Origin of the sequence: Photobacterium japonica (assembly GCF_050337005.1) — a bacterium.
In the GTDB taxonomy this organism is placed as follows: Bacteria; Pseudomonadota; Gammaproteobacteria; order Enterobacterales; family Vibrionaceae; genus Photobacterium; species Photobacterium japonica.
The window spans coordinates 16,957-37,876 of record NZ_JAKJSN010000040.1 but is presented as its reverse complement, the minus strand read 5'-3'; the positions used below and the strand labels follow the sequence as shown (position 1 = coordinate 37,876).

Annotated in this window: 16 protein-coding genes; 8 read left to right on the top strand and 8 right to left on the bottom strand. The window is 51.0% G+C overall.

Annotated features, from left to right (window positions below; translation table 11 throughout):
• Positions 1 to 21 precede the first annotated feature (21 nt).
• Positions 22 to 1,092, top strand: coding sequence for a PstS family phosphate ABC transporter substrate-binding protein (locus L4C36_RS15815; RefSeq protein WP_428478771.1), 1,071 nt, complete (start codon positions 22 to 24; stop codon positions 1,090 to 1,092).
• Positions 1,093 to 1,244: 152 nt separating this feature from the next.
• Here the strand turns inward: L4C36_RS15815 and ppx are convergent, their stop codons facing one another.
• From ppx to L4C36_RS15800, 3 genes are read right to left on the bottom strand one after another with little or no spacing between them, the layout of a single operon-like run.
• Positions 1,245 to 2,756, bottom strand: coding sequence for an exopolyphosphatase (gene ppx / locus L4C36_RS15810; protein ID WP_428478770.1), 1,512 nt, complete (start codon positions 2,754 to 2,756; stop codon positions 1,245 to 1,247).
• Positions 2,757 to 2,765: 9 nt separating this feature from the next.
• Entirely contained in the window at positions 2,766 to 4,850 is a 2,085-nt protein-coding gene (gene ppk1 / locus L4C36_RS15805; RefSeq protein ID WP_428478769.1) for a polyphosphate kinase 1, read from the bottom strand.
• A gap of 27 nt (positions 4,851 to 4,877) precedes the next feature.
• Entirely contained in the window at positions 4,878 to 5,384 is a 507-nt protein-coding gene (locus tag L4C36_RS15800; RefSeq protein WP_428478768.1) for a glycine cleavage system transcriptional repressor, read from the bottom strand.
• A 274-nt stretch (positions 5,385 to 5,658) separates the two neighbouring features.
• Here L4C36_RS15800 and L4C36_RS15795 point away from each other — a divergent pair, with 274 nt between their 5' ends.
• Genes L4C36_RS15795 through phoU form a run of 4 tightly spaced genes read left to right on the top strand, consistent with a single transcriptional unit; the run spans position 5,659 to position 11,146 of the window.
• The gene (locus tag L4C36_RS15795; protein WP_428478767.1) at positions 5,659 to 7,908 is read left to right on the top strand and encodes an ABC transporter permease subunit; all 2,250 of its coding nucleotides are present in this window, start codon (positions 5,659 to 5,661) and stop codon (positions 7,906 to 7,908) included.
• 60 nt (positions 7,909 to 7,968) lie between these two features.
• Positions 7,969 to 9,582: a phosphate ABC transporter permease PstA gene (gene pstA, locus L4C36_RS15790; RefSeq protein ID WP_428478766.1), complete on the top strand. Its 1,614-nt coding sequence runs from the start codon at positions 7,969 to 7,971 to the stop codon at positions 9,580 to 9,582.
• An 18-nt stretch (positions 9,583 to 9,600) separates the two neighbouring features.
• Complete coding sequence (pstB, locus tag L4C36_RS15785; RefSeq protein WP_428478765.1) at positions 9,601 to 10,419, top strand: phosphate ABC transporter ATP-binding protein PstB; 819 nt, start codon at positions 9,601 to 9,603, stop codon at positions 10,417 to 10,419.
• 10 nt (positions 10,420 to 10,429) lie between these two features.
• Positions 10,430 to 11,146, top strand: a complete 717-nt coding sequence (gene phoU / locus L4C36_RS15780; protein WP_428478764.1) for a phosphate signaling complex protein PhoU — start codon at positions 10,430 to 10,432, stop codon at positions 11,144 to 11,146.
• Positions 11,147 to 11,188: 42 nt separating this feature from the next.
• On the opposite strand, the gene L4C36_RS15775 is transcribed toward phoU, so the two are convergent.
• From L4C36_RS15775 to L4C36_RS15755, 5 genes are all read right to left on the bottom strand, one after another.
• Positions 11,189 to 12,115 carry a LysR family transcriptional regulator gene (locus tag L4C36_RS15775; protein ID WP_428478763.1) on the bottom strand — a complete coding sequence of 309 codons (927 nt, stop codon included), beginning with the start codon at positions 12,113 to 12,115 and terminating at the stop codon, positions 11,189 to 11,191.
• 299 nt (positions 12,116 to 12,414) lie between these two features.
• Positions 12,415 to 13,179 (bottom strand): YadA C-terminal domain-containing protein, encoded by a 765-nt coding sequence (locus L4C36_RS15770; RefSeq protein WP_428478762.1) that lies wholly within the window; start codon positions 13,177 to 13,179, stop codon positions 12,415 to 12,417.
• Between the two features lie 325 nt (positions 13,180 to 13,504).
• Positions 13,505 to 14,302 (bottom strand): polyphosphate kinase 2, encoded by a 798-nt coding sequence (gene ppk2, locus L4C36_RS15765; RefSeq protein WP_428478761.1) that lies wholly within the window; start codon positions 14,300 to 14,302, stop codon positions 13,505 to 13,507.
• A 158-nt stretch (positions 14,303 to 14,460) separates the two neighbouring features.
• Positions 14,461 to 15,201, bottom strand: coding sequence for a copper homeostasis protein CutC (locus L4C36_RS15760; RefSeq protein WP_428478760.1), 741 nt, complete (start codon positions 15,199 to 15,201; stop codon positions 14,461 to 14,463).
• Positions 15,202 to 15,432: 231 nt separating this feature from the next.
• Entirely contained in the window at positions 15,433 to 16,041 is a 609-nt protein-coding gene (locus L4C36_RS15755) for a peroxiredoxin C (RefSeq protein ID WP_428478759.1), read from the bottom strand.
• 131 nt (positions 16,042 to 16,172) lie between these two features.
• Here L4C36_RS15755 and L4C36_RS15750 point away from each other — a divergent pair, with 131 nt between their 5' ends.
• The 3 genes from L4C36_RS15750 (at position 16,173) to aceA (ending at position 20,819) form a co-directional block, all read left to right on the top strand.
• The gene (locus tag L4C36_RS15750; protein ID WP_428478758.1) at positions 16,173 to 17,072 is read left to right on the top strand and encodes a hydrogen peroxide-inducible genes activator; all 900 of its coding nucleotides are present in this window, start codon (positions 16,173 to 16,175) and stop codon (positions 17,070 to 17,072) included.
• A 625-nt stretch (positions 17,073 to 17,697) separates the two neighbouring features.
• On the top strand, positions 17,698 to 19,305 hold the full coding sequence (gene aceB / locus L4C36_RS15745; protein ID WP_428478757.1) for a malate synthase A: 1,608 nt from the start codon (positions 17,698 to 17,700) through the stop codon (positions 19,303 to 19,305).
• A gap of 209 nt (positions 19,306 to 19,514) precedes the next feature.
• Positions 19,515 to 20,819, top strand: coding sequence for an isocitrate lyase (aceA, locus tag L4C36_RS15740; RefSeq protein WP_428478756.1), 1,305 nt, complete (start codon positions 19,515 to 19,517; stop codon positions 20,817 to 20,819).
• Positions 20,820 to 20,920: the final 101 nt, after the last annotated feature.

Below are 20,920 nucleotides of genomic sequence, written 5' to 3'. Positions count from 1 at the left end.
AAAGGGAGGCACGCTGCGGTAATGACATACCGAAATACTCAATCACGATGGCCGTTACGGAGCCTGACACAATGGGGTGACGCTTACCGTCGTGGCCAGCAAACCTTATTTATCGTCGTCGGACTGCTCTTATCGGCCTCGCCTGCCTATGCCGCCCACACCGCAGCCTTAGACAATGCGGCCGCGCAAGATGTGCTGCCTAACTACCAAAAAGTCAGTGGCATTGCCGGCAATTTATCCTCCGTCGGTTCCGATACCTTTGCGAACCTGATGACCTACTGGACGGAAGAATTTAAGCGGCATTATCCCAGTGTGAACATTCAGGTGCAGGCGGCCGGTTCATCAACCGCTCCCACCGCACTGGTCGAAGCGACAGCCCAGTTTGGCCCGATGAGCCGCCGTATGAAGGCCAAAGAAATCACTGCATTTGAGAAAGAATACGGCTACAAACCCACGGAAATACGTGTCGCGATTGATGCTTTGGCGGTGTTTGTGAATCAAGACAATCCCCTCAAAGGACTCAACTTTGCTCAGTTGGATGCGATTTACTCACAAACCTTACGCTGTGGTGGCACACGTGAAATCACGCGTTGGGGGCAATTAGGCTTAACCGGTAGCTGGGCAGTGCGGGATATTCAGCTGTTTGGCCGTAACTCGGTGTCGGGCACGTACGGGTACTTTAAACAAAAAGCCCTCTGTCTCGGAGACTTCCGTAATAATGTGAATGAGCAACCGGGGTCGGCCTCGGTGGTGCAATCGGTGGCCAGTTCACTGAACTCCATTGGCTATTCGGGCGTGGGGTATCAAACCACGGGGATCCGTGCGATCCCGATTGCCGAAGACGGTACTGATTACGTGGAAGCCACGCAAGAAAATGCCGCCAGCGGCCGTTATCCGTTGTCGCGTTACTTGTATATTTATATCAATAAGAAGCCGAACAAACCGTTACCCCCGTTAGAGGCAGAATTTATTCGCTTTATTCTGTCCAGTAACGGACAGGATTTAGTGGCCAAAGACGGTTACGTGCCGCTGCCGGTGGATGACGTGAATACCACGCTGGAAAAACTGGGTTTATCTGCCGTGACTGAATAAACCGTGGTGGATTCAGTGTGTTAATCGCCGAGTCAATTTACGCGATGATCCGCACGTTGCAGATGTCACGCATCAAGCCGCTTTAGCACAAGGCCCATCGTTATGATGGGCCTTGTTTTTTATGGCAGAAAAGCGATCAGATGAACCGGCTGTCAGGTGGCCTCATCTTCTAACAGCGTGAGTGTCCAGCCGGCTTTTTGCCAGTAGGCTTGCTCTTGCTGGAGATCGGCAGCCAACAGTCGGTTATTGTCTTCCCAGCCTGCCGGTAAGGTCAGTTGCCAATGTTCTTTATCGGCGTGCAATATGAACGGTGGCAGCGGATCGTCACTGCGTTGACCGTTAAGGACGACAGCCAAACGCAAGGTGCGGATCAACGGGTACAAGTGCTTGCGTTTGTAGATGCTCAGCTCAGGCATTTCTTCCAGTTTTAAGCTCTTGCGTTGATAGCGCACCAAAGAGGCCAACACGGTTTGCTGTTCAAGGTTAAAGCCCGGCATGGTGCTGTAACGGAGCAAATAAGCCGAATGGCGATGAAACCCTGAATAGCTGATGCTCAGTCCGACCTCATGCAACAAGGCGCCCCACTGCAATAATGTCGCCAGTTCGGCTTTGGCCAAGCCCGGTTGCGGCTCGATCTGGTTATACAAGCGTTCGGCGGTGTCTTTCACCCGCTGGGCTTGATCGTGATCTACGGTGTACTGCTTGGCCATGGCTTCGGCCGTGCGGGTGCGAATATCACTGTGGCGAAAGCGATCTTCCATTTCATACAGTAGGCCTTCACGCAGGGCGCCGTCAGAAAAAATCATTTCTTCAATCTGCAAGGATTGGAACACGGCGTGCAAAATCGCCACCCCCGCGGCAAACACCGGTTTGCGATCATCACTTAAGCCGTCCAGCGCTAAGTCATCAGCCTGTTTCACCTTGAGGATTTCATCGATCAATTGGGTGAGGCGTTTCGCGGTGATGATCCCATCGCTGTGGCCGAGGCCGATCAGTACCTCACGGATCGCTTTGATAGTGCCCGACGAGCCAATGGCGGTTTGCCAGCCGGCTTTTCGGTACTTGGTGGCTATGCTTTCGAGTTTCTGTTGCGCGGCCAATTGCGCGGCGTTGAAGTGTTTAGTGCTGATTTTGCCTTTGGGGAAATACTGCTGGTTATAGCTGACACAGCCCATGTGTTTGCTGTAAGCCAAGTGCGTTGAAAAGGCTTCGCCGATCACCATTTCGGTACTACCACCGCCAATGTCGACCACCAATTTTTGCCCGGTATCCGGTTGGGTGTGGGCGACGCCCAAATAAATGAGACGCGCCTCTTCCGTACCGGGAATAATTTCAATCGGGTAGGGCAACACGCGCGCCGCGCGTTGAAGAAAAACCTGAGCATTTTGCGCCTGACGCAGGGTATAGGTGGCGGCAATGCGAACATTGTCGGGGTCAAAGCCCTGCAAGCGTTCAGCAAACATCGCTAAGCAGTGCAGGCCGCGCTGCATGGCAGCTTGGTCAAGGTGGTGGTGTTCATTCAGCCCGGACGCCAAATGCACACGTTGCTTGTGGCGACTGATGATCTGCAGGCTTTGCCCGACTACGCGCGCCACGACCATGTGAAAACTGTTGGATCCAAGGTCAATGGCGGCGATTTCTCTCGGGCGTGCGGGTTCCGTCATAGGCTGTTATCACTCTTTGTCGGCTTTCTTTTTCTGCTGTTTCTCTGCGTGCTTGAGGTAATCGTAAATCGCCAGTTGAGAGCGGATTTTACGTTTGTTCCCCCGCGGCACGTAGTTGTTGGTCATGGCTTTGTCGATGATGCGCGCCTTGACCGTGTCAGAAAGCTGGATGTCGAGGATATCGATGATCTTTTTCTTCAGGGCTGGGTCGAAAATCGGACAACCGACTTCGATGCGGTTGTCGATGTTACGGGTCATCCAGTCAGCTGAAGAAATATAGACATCAGGATCCCCATTATTATCAAACACCACGACACGCGGGTGCTCAAGGAACCGGTCGACGATACTGATGGCATGGATATTGTCACTGATCCCTTTGATACCGGGAACCAAGGTACACATACCGCGCACAATCAGATGAATGATGACACCGGCGCTGCTGGCTTGGTAGAGCATGTTAATCAAGCCCTTATCCACCAAGTTGTTCACCTTTAGTGTAATACGTGCTGGCAAGTTTTGCTTGGCATGGGCAATTTCACGATCAATTAAGTCATACAGGCGTGAGCGCGAGTTCTGTGGCGAGACAATCAAGTGCTTGAATTTCACCTGGCGATACGGATTCTGGATGTAGTTAAATACCATCCGCACTTCGTCAGTCAGGACCTTATTGCAGGTCATTAACGAAAAATCGGTATAGATGCGGGCGGTTTTTTCGTGAAAGTTACCGGTCCCGATATGGGCATAGCGCACCAGTTCATCGCCTTCCCGACGGGTGATCAAACAGAGCTTGGAGTGAATTTTCAGCCCCGGTACCCCAAACACCACCTGCACCCCGGCTTCAGTCAGACGGCGTGCCCATTCAATATTGGCTTCTTCGTCAAAACGGGCCTGCAACTCAACGACCACGGTAACGCGCTTGCCGTTGTTGGCGGCATCAATCATGGATTCAATAATGCGGGAGTTTTTCGCCACCCGGTAAATGTTGATTTTGATGCTGCGTACTTTCGGATCATACGCCGCTTGGCGCACCAATTCGGTCATGTGATTGAAGGTGTGATACGGGTAATACAGCAAGATGTCTTGGGCTTTTAGCGCTTCAAACGCATTGCGGGCACTGACAAATGCGTAGCTTTCAATCGGCGGCAGCGGCTTGTTTTCCAAGTAACTGCGGCCGACATTAGGAAAGCCGATGAAGTCTTTGAAGTTATGGTAGCGCCCACCGGGAATAATACTGTCGTAGCTGGAAACCTGAAGCAATTCACAGAACACATCAATCATGTCGTTGGGCATGTTGCGTTGGTACACAAAGCGCACCGGCATGGCGGTTAACCGCTGATTGAGCCCTTCAGACATCTGCTCAAGCAAGCTGTGCTCGACTTCTTGACTGAGATCGTACTCTGCATCGCGCGTCATTTTCATGGAGTAGGCGGCAAGGCTGTCGTAGTCAAAAAAGCCGCTAAAAATATCATCCAAGCAAAAACGGATAATGTTATCGAGCAGGATCAGCGTTTTGTGGCGTTTGCCTTTGGCTTCCGGTAACTGAATAAAGCGCGGCAACTGATTGGTCGGGATCTCAATCAAGGCGTAGCGTTTATGCTCGCCTTGCTGCATTTCAATCGCGAGGTAAGTGTATTCATCTTTCAGAAATTGCAGCAGGTCGATGTCATCGGTGACGAGGATCGGCGTGATGTGCGGCAAGATGTGCGTGCGAAAATGCTTACGCAGCCAGATCTGTTGGTTGTCATTGAGTTGTTGCTCATTAACCAAGAAAATATGGCGACGGGCCATTTCCAGCAAGATTTCATTATACAGGGTATCGAAATCTTGGTTGAGCTTTAATACGCGGCTTTGAATACGGCTCAGCAATTGCTTTGGCCCTTCATCGCCCCCTTGCTCTTCATTGATCAGAATGCGCCGTTTGACATCCGCAAAGCGTACTTTGTAGAACTCATCGGTATTGCTGGAGTAAATACCTAAAAAACGGACACGCTCAATGATCGGTACGGATTTATCAGCGGCTTCTTGCAGCACCCGTTCGTTAAAAGAGAGCCAGCTTAATTCTTTGTCGATATAAAGCGATTCCGTGCTCATCATGCTTCCTGCTGTATTTCTGTGACGTGATTACGCGTTGTTGTCGATATCTATGGTGAGATCATCGGCAATGGCTTCCAGTGCGTCCTGCACCTGCTCAAGGGTGAGCGGAGCGGGGAGTTCCAGTTGGAACGCGGCGGTAAAAATGGGGTAACCCCAGTTCGGGGCGCTGTGGCTGTCGGTTTTCAGTTTGTTGATGTTGATGCCGAGTTCATGCAACTTGGCGGTGACGTCTTTCACAATGCCCGCTCGGTCATTGCCGGTCACCAGCAGCGAGTGCAAGGTGGTGGTCACGGGCGTGTGGCTGTCATCTTCAACGATTTGCACTTGCAGCCCGTTGAGGGCATTGAGTGCCTGACGCAAGGTGGCAATGTCGTTATTCGCCACCTCGACTTGTACGATCCCAGCAAAGTGGCCTGCTAACTTACTGAAGCTGCTTGATAGCCAGTTGCCGCGGTGTTGATAGACGGCGTCTGACAGGGTGTCGACTAAGCCAGGTTGATCCTTGCCAATCACGGTAATGATGAGATGTTTCATACCTATATCCTTATTCTCGTCGCAGTAGAGTGTTCATTATGTGACCAGAATAAATCACGTGTCTATACCTAATACGCCGCTTTGCGGGGTCGATGAAAAGCCAAATAGCTTATGCAGGAAGGGGGCGCAGATCTTGCTGAAATGTGGGGTTTGAGAGTGAGCGAACAGTTTCTACTGAGAGCGAGCGGGAAAATAGCTCCCGCCCTTGTGTTGTCATATAATTGTCATCTTAAAGAAATAGTATTAGTAAACGTGTTATTTTATTGAGGTAAGAATGGGAAAGGCCGGCGCATTTTTGATGGGAGAAAGTCCTGGCCGCAAGGTAAAAGATAAGCTAACCCGCATCGGTGTTACCGCGGGCGGGATCTTCGTTCTTATTACGCTCGTTCTTATCTTCTTCTATTTGCTTTATGTGATCTTACCGATCTTCTCATCGGTCAAAGTGACTCCGACGTCAACGTTCACCACCGCATTTCCAGATCAAACCGCCGCACTGACCGTCAGTGATCAAAATGATTATGCATTTCGTCTGTCAGACCAAGGCGTGCTTAGCGTGCTTCCTTTGGCCTCTGTGTCGGGCCAATCCGCCGCTGACTATCCTGAACCCGGCCACGTGGTGGGGCAACATACCTTACTGAACGATGTCACGAGTGTCGCCCGAACGCTACCGGCGGACGGGGTATTTGCCGTTGGCGGTACGCACGGTGAGGTGGCGGTGGCAAAACCCCGTTTTATCGCCCCGTTCTCTCCGTCTGAGCCGGTTTTTGTCGATAGCCCGTTAGGGGCGGATGTGATCATTCTTGACCCGCGCAGGTTGCCTATTGTGCAATTAGCCGTAACGGTGCGTCCGGAGCATGCGGTGATCATGGGCATGACGCAGGATGGCCGGACACGGGTGATGCAATTTAGCCGACGTGAAACTGGGCTGGATGTCTCTACGGAGCAATGGGAAACCCTGTCGTATGCCATTAAGGGGCTGCCGCAAAAAGCGCAAGATATGGCGGTTACGCCAGATGCACGCACGGCGTACGTGTTGGCGGGGCCATCACTCTACGTGGTGACACTGGGGAAGGCCTCAGGTTACGTACGTGAAGTGGTGGATGTGGCCAAAGAGGGTCAAGCCCCGTTGCAGTTGACCTTGTTGTCCGGCGCGAACTCGCTGCTACTGAGCCATGCGGACGGTACCGTTTCGCAATGGTTTGATGTGCTGCATGATGGCAAACGTACGCTAACGAATACCCGTACCTTTACGCTGTCCGCCAGTCACATCGATACCCTCGTGCCTGAATATGCGCGCAAAGGCTTTTTCGCCTTGCAGCAAGACGGTCAACTGTCCGCGTTTTACACCACGGTGGAGGGAGCGATTTTCAGTGAGCCGATGTTTGCCGGTGCCTTGCCGGATCATTTGGTGATCTCCCCGCGCGCGAACCGCTTACTGGCCGTGTCGGGCAATGGGTGGCAGCTATTTAAAGTCGATAACCGTCACCCGGAGATCGGGATTGCGTCGTTGTGGCAAAAAATCTGGTACGAAGGCTACCCTGAGCCCGCGTATGTGTGGCAGTCGACGTCCGCCAGTGATGAATTTGAACCCAAACTGAGCTTGGTGCCGATCGTGTTTGGCACGTTGAAAGCCGCCTTGTACGCCCTGTTTTTTGCCATTCCAATGGCATTGGCCGGGGCGATTTATACCGCCTATTTTATGTCGTCGCGTATGCGCCGAGTGGTGAAACCCACCATTGAATTGATGGAAGCCTTGCCAACCGTTATCTTGGGTTTCTTGGCGGGCATTTGGTTGGCCCCTATCGTTGAAATGCATCTGATTGGGGTCTTACTGCTGCTGGTGTTGTTGCCGTTGGGTATGATTCTGGCTGGTGCCGGTTGGATGGTCTTGCCGAGTCGATGGCGTCACCGTGTGCCGAACGGCTTCCATGTTTTGTTATTGATCCCAGTGTCGGTGTTGATCACTTACGGGGCATTTGCCCTGAGTGATGTGATTGAACACACCTTTTTTGCTGGCGATTTACGCGTATACCTGACGAATGAGTGGGGCATGGGATACGATCAGCGCAATACCTTGGTGGTAGGTATCGCCATGGGCTTTGCCGTGATCCCGACCATTTTCTCCATTGCCGAAGATGCCATTTTCTCTGTGCCGGGTCATTTAACCAGCGGCTCGTTAGCATTGGGGGCGACCCATTGGCAAACCTTGACCCGCGTGGTGTTACTGACCGCGAGTCCGGGCATTTTTTCTGCTGTGATGATGGGGTTAGGCCGTGCGGTTGGGGAAACCATGATCGTGCTGATGGCCACCGGTAACACACCCATCATGGAGTGGAACGTGTTAGAAGGCATGCGGACTTTGTCTGCCACCATAGCCATTGAAATGCCAGAAAGTGAAGTCGGCAGTTCACACTACCGCATCATGTTCCTGGCCGCCTTCGTCTTGTTTGTCTTTACGTTTTTCTTCAATACGATTGCTGAACTGGTTCGCCAGCGGTTACGCGAAAAATACAGCTCACTGTGATCGGGCATCACGTGACTCACCCTGATGGAAAGAGCCTGTTTACGATGAAAATGATACACCATGATTAAGTGGTTCAAAGCGGGAACACCGTGGATCTGGCTCACCGCAGGCGCGGTGAGTCTCAGTTTATTGGCCGTACTGGGCTTGTTGTTGTTGATTGGCTGGAAAGGGTTGAGCTTTTTCTGGCCGGCACCGGTGTATCAATTTGATCTGGTTCAGCAGGGCAAGACAAACACGGTGATTGGTGAGGTTTATCAGCGCCAAGCGGTGCCGTTGACCCAATTAACCGAAGCGGGCATTGATACCCGTGACTTTACTGGCCCCACAGTCGATCGCCTCGTGATCAAATCCGGTAACCGTGAATTACGTGGCAGTGATTTTGTCACCGTACTACAACCGTATATTGCTCACCAAGCGCCTGCAACGGGGGCGGTGGTGATTGAACGGCTGAAAAACGGCCGTTTCTACGGGTTTCCTGTTGCCTTGCTTGATGACAATCAACCGCTTGGGCTTGATAAGCTGCCAGAACAGCTGGCCCATGCCCAAGTGATCCGCAAACAAATTCGCCATTTAGAAAAAACAGAACTGACGGCGCTAAACCGTCAGTTTGAACGTCTGCGCCGTCAAGTCGACAAGCAAGGCCCTTCCGCGGCTCTCACCGCCCAGCGCGCAGATCTGGATGCACAATTCTTTGTCTTGGACGAGCAATTACGTCAACTGCGCCATCACTTGGAAAAAGACACCTTAGTGGTGCGTGAGATGAGTGGGCAAGAGGTCAAGATCCCCGTCGAAATGATCCTTGATTATTGGTACCCGAACGAAATGACCGTGTGGGGAAAATTGGGGCATTGGGTACACCAGCTAGGCAAGTTTGTCAGCGAAGCGCCGCGCGAAGCCAACACGGAGGGCGGGGTATTTCCTGCTATTTTCGGTACCGTGCTCATGGTGCTGCTGATGAGTGTAATTGTCACACCGTTGGGGGTTATGGCGGCCGTTTACCTGCATGAATACGCCGGGAAAAATGCGTTTACCAAGTTGATTCGTGTGGCCGTGATTAACCTCGCGGGTGTACCGTCGATTGTGTATGGCGTGTTTGGTCTGGGGTTCTTTGTGTATATGGTCGGGGCGCAAATTGATGATCTGTTTTTTGCCGAGCAGCTACCGTCTCCCACCTTTGGTACACCAGGGATTTTGTGGTCAGCGTTGACCTTGGCTATCCTGACGCTGCCGGTGGTGATTGTGTCGACCGAAGAAGGGCTGGCGCGGATCCCGCATTCTATCCGTCACGGGTCATTGGCGTTGGGCGCGACCCAATCGGAAACGTTGTGGAAGATTGTCCTGCCGATGGCGAGCCCGGCGATCATGACCGGTTTGATTCTGGCGGTGGCCCGAGCCGCCGGTGAAGTGGCACCACTGATGCTGGTGGGGGTGGTCAAAATGGCGCCGTCGCTGCCGATAGACAGTCACTTCCCTTATTTGCATTTAGATCGTAAGTTCATGCATCTTGGTTATCATATATATGATGTTGGCTTCCAGAGCCCGAACGTGGAAGCCGCAAGACCGTTGGTGTATGCCACCTCCTTTTTATTGGTGACGGTGATCATCGGCTTGAACTTAACCGCTATTGGTATCCGTAACCACTTGCGTGAGAAATTTCGCTCGTTAGAGCAATAATGAGATTCAGGAAAGAGTATGTTTTCAATCAATTCACCCATAGGCCTGTTTGAGCCGGTCGACTTATCCAAGCTGCCCGAAGAAAAAACGGCGCTGTCGATTGAGGGACTGGATCTGCATTATGGCCGTCACCAAGCGTTGTATAACATTAACATGCGGATCGCCAAAGGGCAGGTAACGGCGTTTATCGGCCCATCGGGCTGCGGTAAATCGACGTTGCTGCGCTGCATTAACCGGATGAATGAGCTGGTAGAAGGCTGTCAGGTCAACGGCAGGATCATGCTGCACGGCCAGAACATTTATGATGACCATGTGGATGTGGCGTCATTGCGCCGTCGTGTCGGCATGGTGTTTCAGCGTCCGAATCCGTTTCCAAAATCCATTTATGAGAACGTGATTTACGGCTTACGTTTGCAAGGGGTGAAGAACCGTCGCGTGCTCGATGATGCGGTAGAAAATTCACTGCGCGCCGCCGCCTTGTGGGACGAGGTGAAAAACCGTCTACATGAAAACGCCTTCGGCCTGTCGGGCGGTCAGCAACAACGTTTGGTGATTGCGCGAGCCATTGCGATTGAGCCGGAAGTGTTGTTGTTGGATGAACCGACCTCGGCGTTGGATCCGATCTCGACCCTGACCATTGAAGAGTTGATTAACGATCTCAAAAACAAATATACCGTGATTATTGTGACCCACAACATGCAACAAGCGGCGCGAGTATCCGATAATACGGCGTTCATGCACATGGGCGAGCTGGTGGAATACACCAGCACCAATGATATATTTACCACCCCGAAAGAGAAACGTACCGAAGATTACATTACGGGCCGGTACGGTTAAGGAGCCGCAGATGTTAGATAATTTTAGCCTTGGCCGTCATATTTCCGGTCAGTTTAATGCTGAGCTGGAGAGTATCCGAAGCCACGTGTTAGCGATGGGCGGACTGGTTGAGCAGCAATTGGCAGATGCCTTAAAAGCGATGCACAAACAAGATGCAGAGCTCGCACGTCGTGTGATCAAAGACGATCACAAAGTGAATGCGATGGAGGTGGCGATTGATGAAGCGTGCAGCCGTATTATTGCCAAACGTCAGCCGACCGCCAGCGATTTACGCTTGGTGATCGCCATCATCAAGACCATTACGGATTTGGAACGCATTGGTGATGTGGCAGAAAGCATTGCCAAAGTGGCGCTGGAAAACTTCACCAACAAGCAATATAACTTGCTAGTGTCTCTGGAAGCCTTGGGCCAGCACGCTGTGCGTATGCTGCATGAAGTGCTGGATGCGTTTGCGCGTATGGATGTGAAAGCGGCGATTCAGGTGTATCAGGAAGATGACCGCATTGACCGTGAATATGAAGCGATCATCCGTCAATTGATGACCTACATGATGGAAGATCCGCGTTCTATTCCAAATGTGTTGCAGGTGATGTGGTCTGCACGCTCCATTGAGCGCGTGGGTGACCGTTGTCAGAATATCTGCGAATACATCATCTATTTCGTCAAAGGCAAAGACGTACGTCATACCTCGCCAGAGGAAATCGAAGATATCCTAAAATTGGGGTGACGGCAGAGTCTGCGAAGAGGTAGCGCAGAGGGTATGCAGAGGTTACGTTGACCGCTGCGCTAGCAAATCATCGATCAATCCAGTGAGCCACAACGTGAGTGGATCCTTGTGGTTACTGTAGGGATAAAACGCGACGATGTCATAGTACTGCTCATTGGCTGCCAGCGTGACGGTGATTTTACGAAAGGCATCGTGTTCGTGATTGAGCAAATCATGAATGCAAGGGAACAGCATATCCGTTTCTTTTACCACCTCTAACACCGTGTGTGCGGAGGTGGAGCGAAAGCCTATCTTCGCCGTAAGCTGATGGTGGGCGAACAGGCGTTCGACATCAGAGACTTGTTCTGTGCGATCAGGAATGATCAAACAGGCAAAGGCATACTGTGCCGCATCTTCTAAACCGATGCTGGCGTGAGGGTAAGGGTGATCCTTACGCACATACACGCTGGCTTCACCATCCATTAATTTCCTGCGCACCAATGCTTTACTGGTGGCGGGAATGTCATAGTTCAATCCTAACAGTATCTCGCCCTGTACAATCTCCAGCATCGTGGTTTTTGACCAATTGACGATTTCCACCTGCAGGTTCGGTGCGGCTTGGTGTATGTGCAGATATAACTGGCTGCCGATAGACGCTAGAAATTGCGGCGATAACGCGATACGTATTTTGCCATCGAGTTCGGCCGGTGAGAACATCTCGCTGGTATTGAGGGTGCGGGCTAAGTGGTCCATCACGGGGCTGAGTTGCTGGTAAAGGCGTTCGGCATATGGGGTGGGCGTCAGACCATGGCGGGCTTTGGTGAACAGCTCGTCATCAAAATGGTGCCTGAGGCGTTGCAAAGCATGACTCATCGCGGGTTGAGTAACAAACAGCCGTGCAGAGGCTTTGCGCAGATTTTGCTCTTGGGCAATCACGATAAACGTGCGTAATAAATTCAAATCTAAATTAGTGAAGCGATCCTTGGCCATACCCACTCTTTCTTTCATGTACCTTCTCGGGTTACGTTAGCATATATTTTTTGTGAGGCCAGCATGCTTGTGCAAAACGAGAAGACGGGAATGAGAGGGTGGTAAGCCGGCAAGGTTGTCGAGATAAGCAAAAAAGCCCCAGCGCGAGCACGGCGTGGGGCGAGAGTAACCAACAGGGTTAATGATAGAAGTGGCATTATGTTGTTATGGGTAGCCGCTATGACTTAGCTGGTTATAACCTCGTTTGTCATGACCTTGTTTGTCATTAAGAGCGGCCACCCTGCATGCGGTGCTGAACGTTATTTAAAGCTGTACTGCAAGCCGACGCCACCGGCAACGTCTGATGATGAGTACTTACCGCTGTTTTCATAGTGGAACGTGCCAGAGACACTCAGTTGAGAGTTAATGCCGTAGGCCCCGCCAATTGCAAGCGCTTCTTTCGAGCCCGCAAACCCGATACCCGCCCCGACCGCAAATTCGCCGGATGTCACGAACGGCCTGGCATTGGTCACAGCATGAAGGCCCGCTCGGATCCCATCCATTTGCTCATCCACTTCGGCAAAACGGCGGTTGGTTTCATCGGCAAAGGCATTGAAGCTTTTCTCGAGTGAATCAATACGTACCGATTCATTCGATTTGGGTGCCACGCCAAACTCAGGATCGATCTCTGGCTCAATCGGATGCTCAGGCGACGGCTCGATAGGGTGGGTCGGCGCCTGTTCGATAGGATTGGTTGGCTGCATTGGCTCATCAGGATGCGCAGGTTGGCCTTCTATCGGATTAGTTGGTGTTTGCGGCACTTCGATTGGGTGCGTGGGTGTTTGATCAATCGGGTTGCTTGGCGTCATTGGTAGATCCGGATGTGCCGGTTGGCCTTCAATTGGATTGCTTGGCGTTTGTGGCACTTCAATCGGATGAGACGGCGTTGGCTCAATTGGGTTGACAGGCTGTTCAATTTCGATCGGCTGTGTTGGCGTGCTGGCCATCGGTGGGCTAATTTCAGCAGCGAACAGGCTAGCAGAAAACAGGCTGGTGATGGTTAACGCGATACATGTCTTTTTCATTTTGGATACTCTCTGGCTAAAAGTTAAGGGGCTTAATGCGCTCATTATTTTTGGTGAGAACTTTTTTAAAATTAAGCCGTTATAGGGAGCATCCTGCTCTTCGTTGTCGTGTTCCTTGGCGACGAAGAGATAATACGGTTTGACGAATTTTTACTCTAATGCGTGCTCATAATATCGCTGATAAGTGTCATTGATGAGCAACGAGATAATTCGAGAAAAAGGCAGAGCCATTCTTTTCATGAATGACTCAAAGGAGAGTGGAAGAGGTCGTTGATAGGATTAAAAAGAAGACGTGGAATCAGTGACACACAGGGGCATAACCGCGCTATTTAAAGCGATCGGGCACAAAGGTTTGCTGTTCCAGCGGTGCACGTACATAGCCCTCTTTATTGACGTCTGGCAGAGTGATCTCAGGATACTGAATGTCTTCATACGGAATGTGCGACAACAAATGGGAAATGCAGTTAATGCGGGCTTTTTTCTTGTTGTCCGCATCGACCACCCACCATGGGCACTGTTTGGTGTCGGTATAGGCAAACATACGATCTTTCGCGGCGGAGTAGGCTGCCCAGCGGTTGCGGGACTCTAAGTCCATCGGGCTGAACTTCCAACGCTTGATGGGGGTATGAATCCGCTCTAAAAAGCGCTTTTCTTGTTCTTCATCGGACACCGAGAACCAATATTTGAGCAAGATGATCCCCGCGCGTTGCAGCATGCGCTCAAACTCAGGACAAGAACGTAGAAACTCTTCGTACTCATCGTCGGTACAAAAGCCCATGACCTTTTCGACCCCGGCACGGTTATACCAACTGCGGTCAAAGAGTACCATTTCGCCCGCCGCGGGCAGGTGCGCGACATAGCGTTGAAAATACCATTGGCTCCGTTCTTTTTCGGTGGGTTGCGGCAAGGCAACGACACGGCATACGCGCGGGTTGAGCTTTTCGGTGATCCGTTTGATCACGCCGCCTTTACCTGCAGCATCGCGGCCTTCAAACAGCACGACCACTTTAAGCCCCCCTTGTTTGATCCATTCCTGTAGCTTAACGAGCTCGATTTGCAGGCGTTCAAGTTCGTGTTCGTAATCTTTCTTTTTGAGTTTGTTACTGTGGCATTGCGCGGTCATAACCCATCCCTCTTTGCTGCAGATAACAAAACAGTAACACAAGATGGCGAACTTGGGGGTGAGGGGAAAGAGTAGGGGAAAACAGAATGTGAGAGACTGTCGAGAGAAAGGGAAGATGCAGGGCTAACCAGTGTTAACCCTGAAGGCGACGAGAGGTGTTAGCGTAGCGCGTTAACGACAGCAGCAATCTTTGTACTGTCAGTAACGGGAATCGCAAAGTCATCCACATCGGCGCTGCCCATATAGGCAAGGCGAGAGTAATCGGTCATTAAGCTGGCACGGGTACTTTTTCCAGACAGGTGTACTTCCGTTACCCCGGTTTCCTGTACGATGCGCGCCACGTTCTGTGCTGTGACCCCCGCGCCCGCCATGATGCTTAGGCGTGAACCACAGTAGTCCACCATGGATTTCAACATGGGAATACCGGCGTCGGCGTTTGGCTGCAAGCCAGAGGTCAGTACGCGTTCACAGCCGTGCTGCATAATGATATCCAATGCCGCCATCGGATCTAAACATTGGTCAATCGCACGGTGGAAGGTGATGCCCATGCCTTTGGCGGCTAGGCACAGCTCGCGTAGTAAATCGTGGTCAACGGTACTGTCGGCATTGAGCACGCCCACAACGACACCCGCAAGACCGGCCTGTTTAGCCGCATGAATGTCAGCCAGCATGATTGCTTTGTCATCTTCAGAGAAGAAAAAATCCCCCTGACGCGGACGGATCATGGCGTAAACCGGAATGGTGGCATGTTTCGCTGCAAGTTGCATTAAGCCGACATTCGGCGTTAAGCCGCCCAGTGCTAATGCGCTACACAGTTCAATGCGGGTGGCGCCACCCAGCTGAGCATAATGGAGCGATTCAATATTATCGATACAGACTTCGAGGTGATTGATTTTCATGATTGTTATTGGGGGAATAAAGGGTGAAAGCAGTGTAGAGGAGATTATCTGGATGAGCGATGAGTCAGTGTGAAAAATTAGAAGTGAGTAGTGTTGAAATGATAAACGGCAGATACAAAAAGGGCCCGGTGTGTCCGGGCCTCATTTATTTTTTGCTTTGAGCTGACTTCTTGGCTTTACGTTTATACGTTTATTGCCCTAACACCGTGAGCATGGTGTCAGTGTCGGTCATTACTTGCCTAGGTCTGCAGTGTGCTCAGATAGGTAGTCAGCAACACCTTTTGGTGACGCGTCCATACCGGCTTTGCCTTCTTCCCACTGTGCAGGACATACTTCACCGTTTTTCTGGTGGAAGTTTAGGGCATCAACCATACGTAGCATTTCGTCGATGTTACGGCCTAGTGGTAGGTCGTTAACAACTTGGTGGCGAACTTGGCCATCTTCGTCGATAAGGAAAGAACCACGGAAAGCAACGCCTGCTTCTGGGTGCTCAACATCGTATGCTTTACAGATTTCGTGCTTAATATCAGCAACCAATGGGTATTTCACCTGGCCGATACCGCCGTTCTCTACTGCAGTGTTACGCCATGCGTTGTGAGAGAACTGAGAGTCGATAGAAACACCAATCACTTCTACGCCTTTCGCTTGGAAGTCTTCAAAACGCTTGTCGAAAGCGATTAGCTCTGAAGGACATACGAAAGTGAAGTCTAGTGGGTAGAAGAAAACTACCGCTTTTTTACCTTTAGTAAATTCTGCAAAGTTGAAGTTATCAACAATTTCACCGTTACCAAGAACAGCTGCAGCAGTAAAATCTGGTGCTTGACGACCTACTAGTACCATGATGGCGCTCCTAAAAATTCGTTAATGCTTATCATCTCCGATAAGCTCGATGCTTGGGACGAGACAAACTATAGCGAAACTGGTAGATTGAAAAAAGCGGAATAAACAGATTGATGTAATCGAAAAATACGATGAACAAATTTCCATCTTTAAAACAGCTCCATTACCTTGTGACATTGTTTGAAACCCGCCATTTTGGCGAGGCTGCCAAGAAATGTTTTGTTAGCCAATCCACGTTAAGTTCTGGAGTGCAAAACCTGGAAGAGCTGGTGGGGTGCCAGTTGATTGAACGCGACAACAAATCGCTCGTCTTTACCTCAACTGGGGAAGATGTCGTGATCCGCAGTCGTGAGTTGCTGGCACGCAGCCAAGATCTGATGGAATTGGCCAAATGCCACGGTGATGGCATGGAAGGGCAACTCCGGGTGGGCTGCATTCCGACGATTGCGCCGTTTTTGTTGTGTGACCTCGTGCAAGAGGTGAATCGCAGTTATCCTCAACTGAACTTGTTGTTGCGAGAAGACACCACCACTAATTTATTAGCGGCTCTGCGCAACGGCGAAATGGATGTGTTGATTCTGGCGTTGCCCGTTGAGATCAACGGCATGCACAGCCAAGTGGTGGGACGCGATGCCTTTAAAATGGTGATCAGCAAAAATCAGGTTGATCAGGTCAGTGTTCCGTTACGGTATGCGGATTTGCCTGACGAGTCGGTATTCTTGCTTGAAAAAGAGCATTGCCTGACCGATCACGCGGTGTCGGCGTGCCGTTTGACCACCAAAGAGAAGATAAACCCTTTTACGGCGACTAGCTTACATACGTTGGTACAAATGGTGGCCAATGGGTTGGGCACCACCTTTATCCCGCAAATGGCGATTGATCATGGTTTACTGCATAACCAAAACTTGGTGGTCGTAGAGCCGCCGGGTCAGGAAGAAGCATACCGTGAAATTGGCTTGGTATGGCGTCCGACATCCAGCCGAACGCGGACATTTCGTACGCTTGCTGATATCGTTGCCGGTTTACTCTAAGCCCCCTCTTTACCCTTCTTATTTCGGTGTGCCAATCACGTTTCAGTGTTTTTGGCACATTATGCTTTCCCCTATCTACTTCGTGATATTTCCTCATGTTGCATAGCGATCGCTGCGGGGGGATTTTGTGGGTTTATTCTATTTCTCTCTGCGAATAAACAGCGCGATTCACTTTTCTCTATATGCCTTTTCTGTATAAAAGTGCCATTTTGCTCACAATTAGTGTTTGTTTTTTAATCACTCTTATACCAGTCTTTATTTGCCCGTTGTTTGAAACACAATTTTATACGGTTGTTTTAAATGCGCTTGTGGTAATTAATTTACGTAACTCGCTACACTTTTTGCTGTTGAGCGTGTTATTTGCGTAAAACCGACTATTCACCTGAAAAGTTAACCAATACAGGGCATTGGGTTTTTAATGGGTTATTTCTAACTGTTTGAATTTATGGGTGTTGATTGGTTTTTTGTACGGCGACGCATTGAGGGCTAAGTTGCAATAGAGTCCGTGTTACGGCAGGGTAAAAAACCTGTTTTGGTTCGAAAGGCAGTGGGTTGGGTATCAAGACTGCCTGGTTACAAGTTGATATGTAGTGATTTAGTGACAGTCTTAAGGGAGTTAAGCAGAATGGACAGACACGCGTCAAACCATGAAGTGAAGTTATCATTACAAACCCCGCTCAATGCTGAGCAGTCGGAAATACTGACGGATGACGCGCTGTTGTTTGTCGAGCGATTAGTGCAGCGCTTTGCGGTCCGCATTCCTGAATTACTCGCGGCACGAGAGGCGCGTCAGCATGCCATTGATGCCGGTGTACTGCCTGATTTTCTGCCTGAGACACAAGCAATCCGCCAAGGTGATTGGCAGATCCAATCGATCCCTGCTGACTTACAAGATCGCCGCGTAGAGATCACCGGCCCCGTTGAGCGGAAAATGGTGATTAATGCGCTCAATGCCGATGTAAAAGTGTTCATGGCGGACTTTGAAGATTCCTTTGCGCCAGCGTGGTCAGCGGTGTTGGATGGACAGCGTAACTTACGCGATGCCGTGAACGGTACCATTGCTTATACCCAGCCAGAAACCGGTAAACATTATGCGTTGGATGACGATCCCGCGGTGCTGATTTGTCGCGTGCGCGGATTACACTTACCGGAAAAACACCTGTTGTGGGAAGGGGAGCCGATCCCCGGATGTTTGCTCGATTTTGGCCTGTATTTCTACCATAACCACAAGGCACTGCTGGAAAAAGGCAGCGGCCCGTATTTTTACCTGCCTAAACTGCAAGCCTACCAAGAGGCGGCGTGGTGGAGTGATGTCTTTAGTTTTGCCGAAGACGAGGTCGGCTTAGCGCGTGGCACCATCAAAGCCACAGTGTTAATTGAAACTCTGCCTGCCGTGTTTGAAATGGATGAGATCCTCTACAGCTTGAAAGAGCACATTGTCGGGCTGAACTGCGGCCGTTGGGATTACATTTTCAGCTATATAAAAACGCTGCGTAATCACCCTGATCGCATCTTGCCGGATCGCCAAGTGGTGACCATGGACAAGCCATTCCTGAATGCCTATTCCCGTTTACTGGTGAAAACCTGTCACCACCGCGGCGCCTTTGCCATGGGGGGGATGGCGGCCTTCATTCCATCAAAAGAGCCTGAGCGTAATGCTTGGGTGCTGAACAAAATTCAGACCGATAAAGCCTTGGAAGCCACCAATGGCCATGATGGCACATGGGTTGCCCATCCGGGACTGGCCAGCACGGCAAGGGCGGTTTTTGATGACGCATTGGGTACTCGTGCTAATCAGCTTGATGTTGATCGCCACGCCGATGCGCCCATTACGGCGGCAGAACTGCTGACGCCGTGTGACGGGGAACGGACCGAAGACGGCATGCGCCACAACATCCGCGTTGCCGTGCAATACATTGAAGCATGGATCAACGGCAATGGCTGTGTGCCGATTTATGGTTTGATGGAAGATGCAGCCACCGCCGAGATCTCCCGTGCGTCCATTTGGCAGTGGATCAAGCACGGCAAAACGCTAAGCAATGGCCAAGTGGTGACGGCAGTGCTGTTTGAGCAAATGCTATATGAAGAAATGAGTGTATTGGCACAGGAATTAGGGGAAGACGTCTTCCAGCAAGGGCGCTATGACGAAGCGGCCGCGATGATGCTACGGCTGACCACCAGCGAAGAATTAGTGAACTTCTTGACGCTACCGGGTTATGAGTATTTGTCTTAGCACAAGCATTGAATGCATCAGTGAAATGAATAATAAGAGCAAAAGTACATTGCCCGTCGTTTGACCGAACAGTGTGGTCGCGTGGGCAGGAAAGCAATGCAATGCGGTACTTCAATAATACGTTAAATCCAAAATACGTTTAATCCAATAGGTTTAATCCAACAGATAGACGGATCGGTTGATCGCCGAATGACACGAGGGACATCATCATGACATTGACTCGCCAGCAACAAATCGAAGCATTGGAAAATGACTGGGCTGAAAACCCAAGATGGAAACACGTTAAGCGGACTTACTCAGCAGAAGAAGTGATTAACTTGCGCGGCTCGTTTGCCCCTGCCAATACCATTGCCCAGCGCGGGGCGGATAAGCTGTGGGATTTAGTCAATGGTGGCGCGAAAAAAGGCTATGTGAATTGCCTTGGCGCGCTGACTGGGGGGCAGGCAGTGCAGCAAGCCAAAGCCGGTATTGAAGCTATTTACCTGTCAGGGTGGCAGGTGGCGGCTGATAACAATACCGCCTCAACCATGTACCCAGACCAATCCCTGTATCCGGTGGATTCTGTACCGGCGGTGGTCACCCGTATTAATAATTCGTTCCGTCGTGCCGATCAGATCCAATGGGCCAACGGTGGCTCACCAGAAAATGGCACCGATTACTTCTTGCCGATTGTGGCGGATGCGGAAGCCGGTTTTGGCGGGGTACTGAACGCCTATGAACTGATGCGTAACATGATCGACGCAGGGGCGGCTGGGGTGCACTTTGAAGATCAGCTCGCCTCGGTGAAAAAATGTGGTCACATGGGCGGTAAGGTGTTGGTGCCGACCCAAGAAGCGGTGCAAAAATTGGTGGCTGCGCGACTTGCGGCGGATGTGGCAGGCACGACGACACTGGTGATTGCCCGTACCGATGCGAACGCTGCCGATTTGCTGACATCAGATTGCGATCCGTATGATAAAGACTTCATTGCTGGGGAGCGTACGGCGGAAGGTTTCTACCGTGTGCGTGCCGGCATCGATCAGGCCATTGCCCGTGGTTTGGCGTATGCTCCGTACGCGGATTTGATTTGGTGTGAAACGGCGAAACCGTGTTTGGAAGAAGCGCGTAAGTTTGCTGAAGCCATTCATGCGCAATACCCCGATCAGCTACTGGCTTACAACTGCTCGCCATCGTTCAACTGGGAAAAGAACCTGGATGCCGAGACGATTGCCAAGTTCCAGCAAGAATTGTCAGACATGGGGTACAAATACCAGTTCATTACGCTCGCGGGTATCCACAACATGTGGTTCAACATGTTTGAATTGTCTCATGCGTATGCGCAGGGTGAAGGCATGCGCCACTACGTGGAAAAAGTGCAGCGTCCTGAATTTGAAGCGGCAGAAAAAGGCTATACCTTTGTTGCTCACCAGCAAGAAGTGGGGACCGGTTACTTCGACAAGATGACCAACACTATTCAGGGGGGGAATTCATCCGTCACGGCGTTAACAGGCTCAACGGAAGAAGATCAGTTCTAGTGTAGTCACCACTTATATTAACGGTATCAACGTTAAAGGAGCGTGTTATGCACGCTCCTTTTCTTTTTTATCAATAGCGTGTGCGGTAATCAGAGGATCGC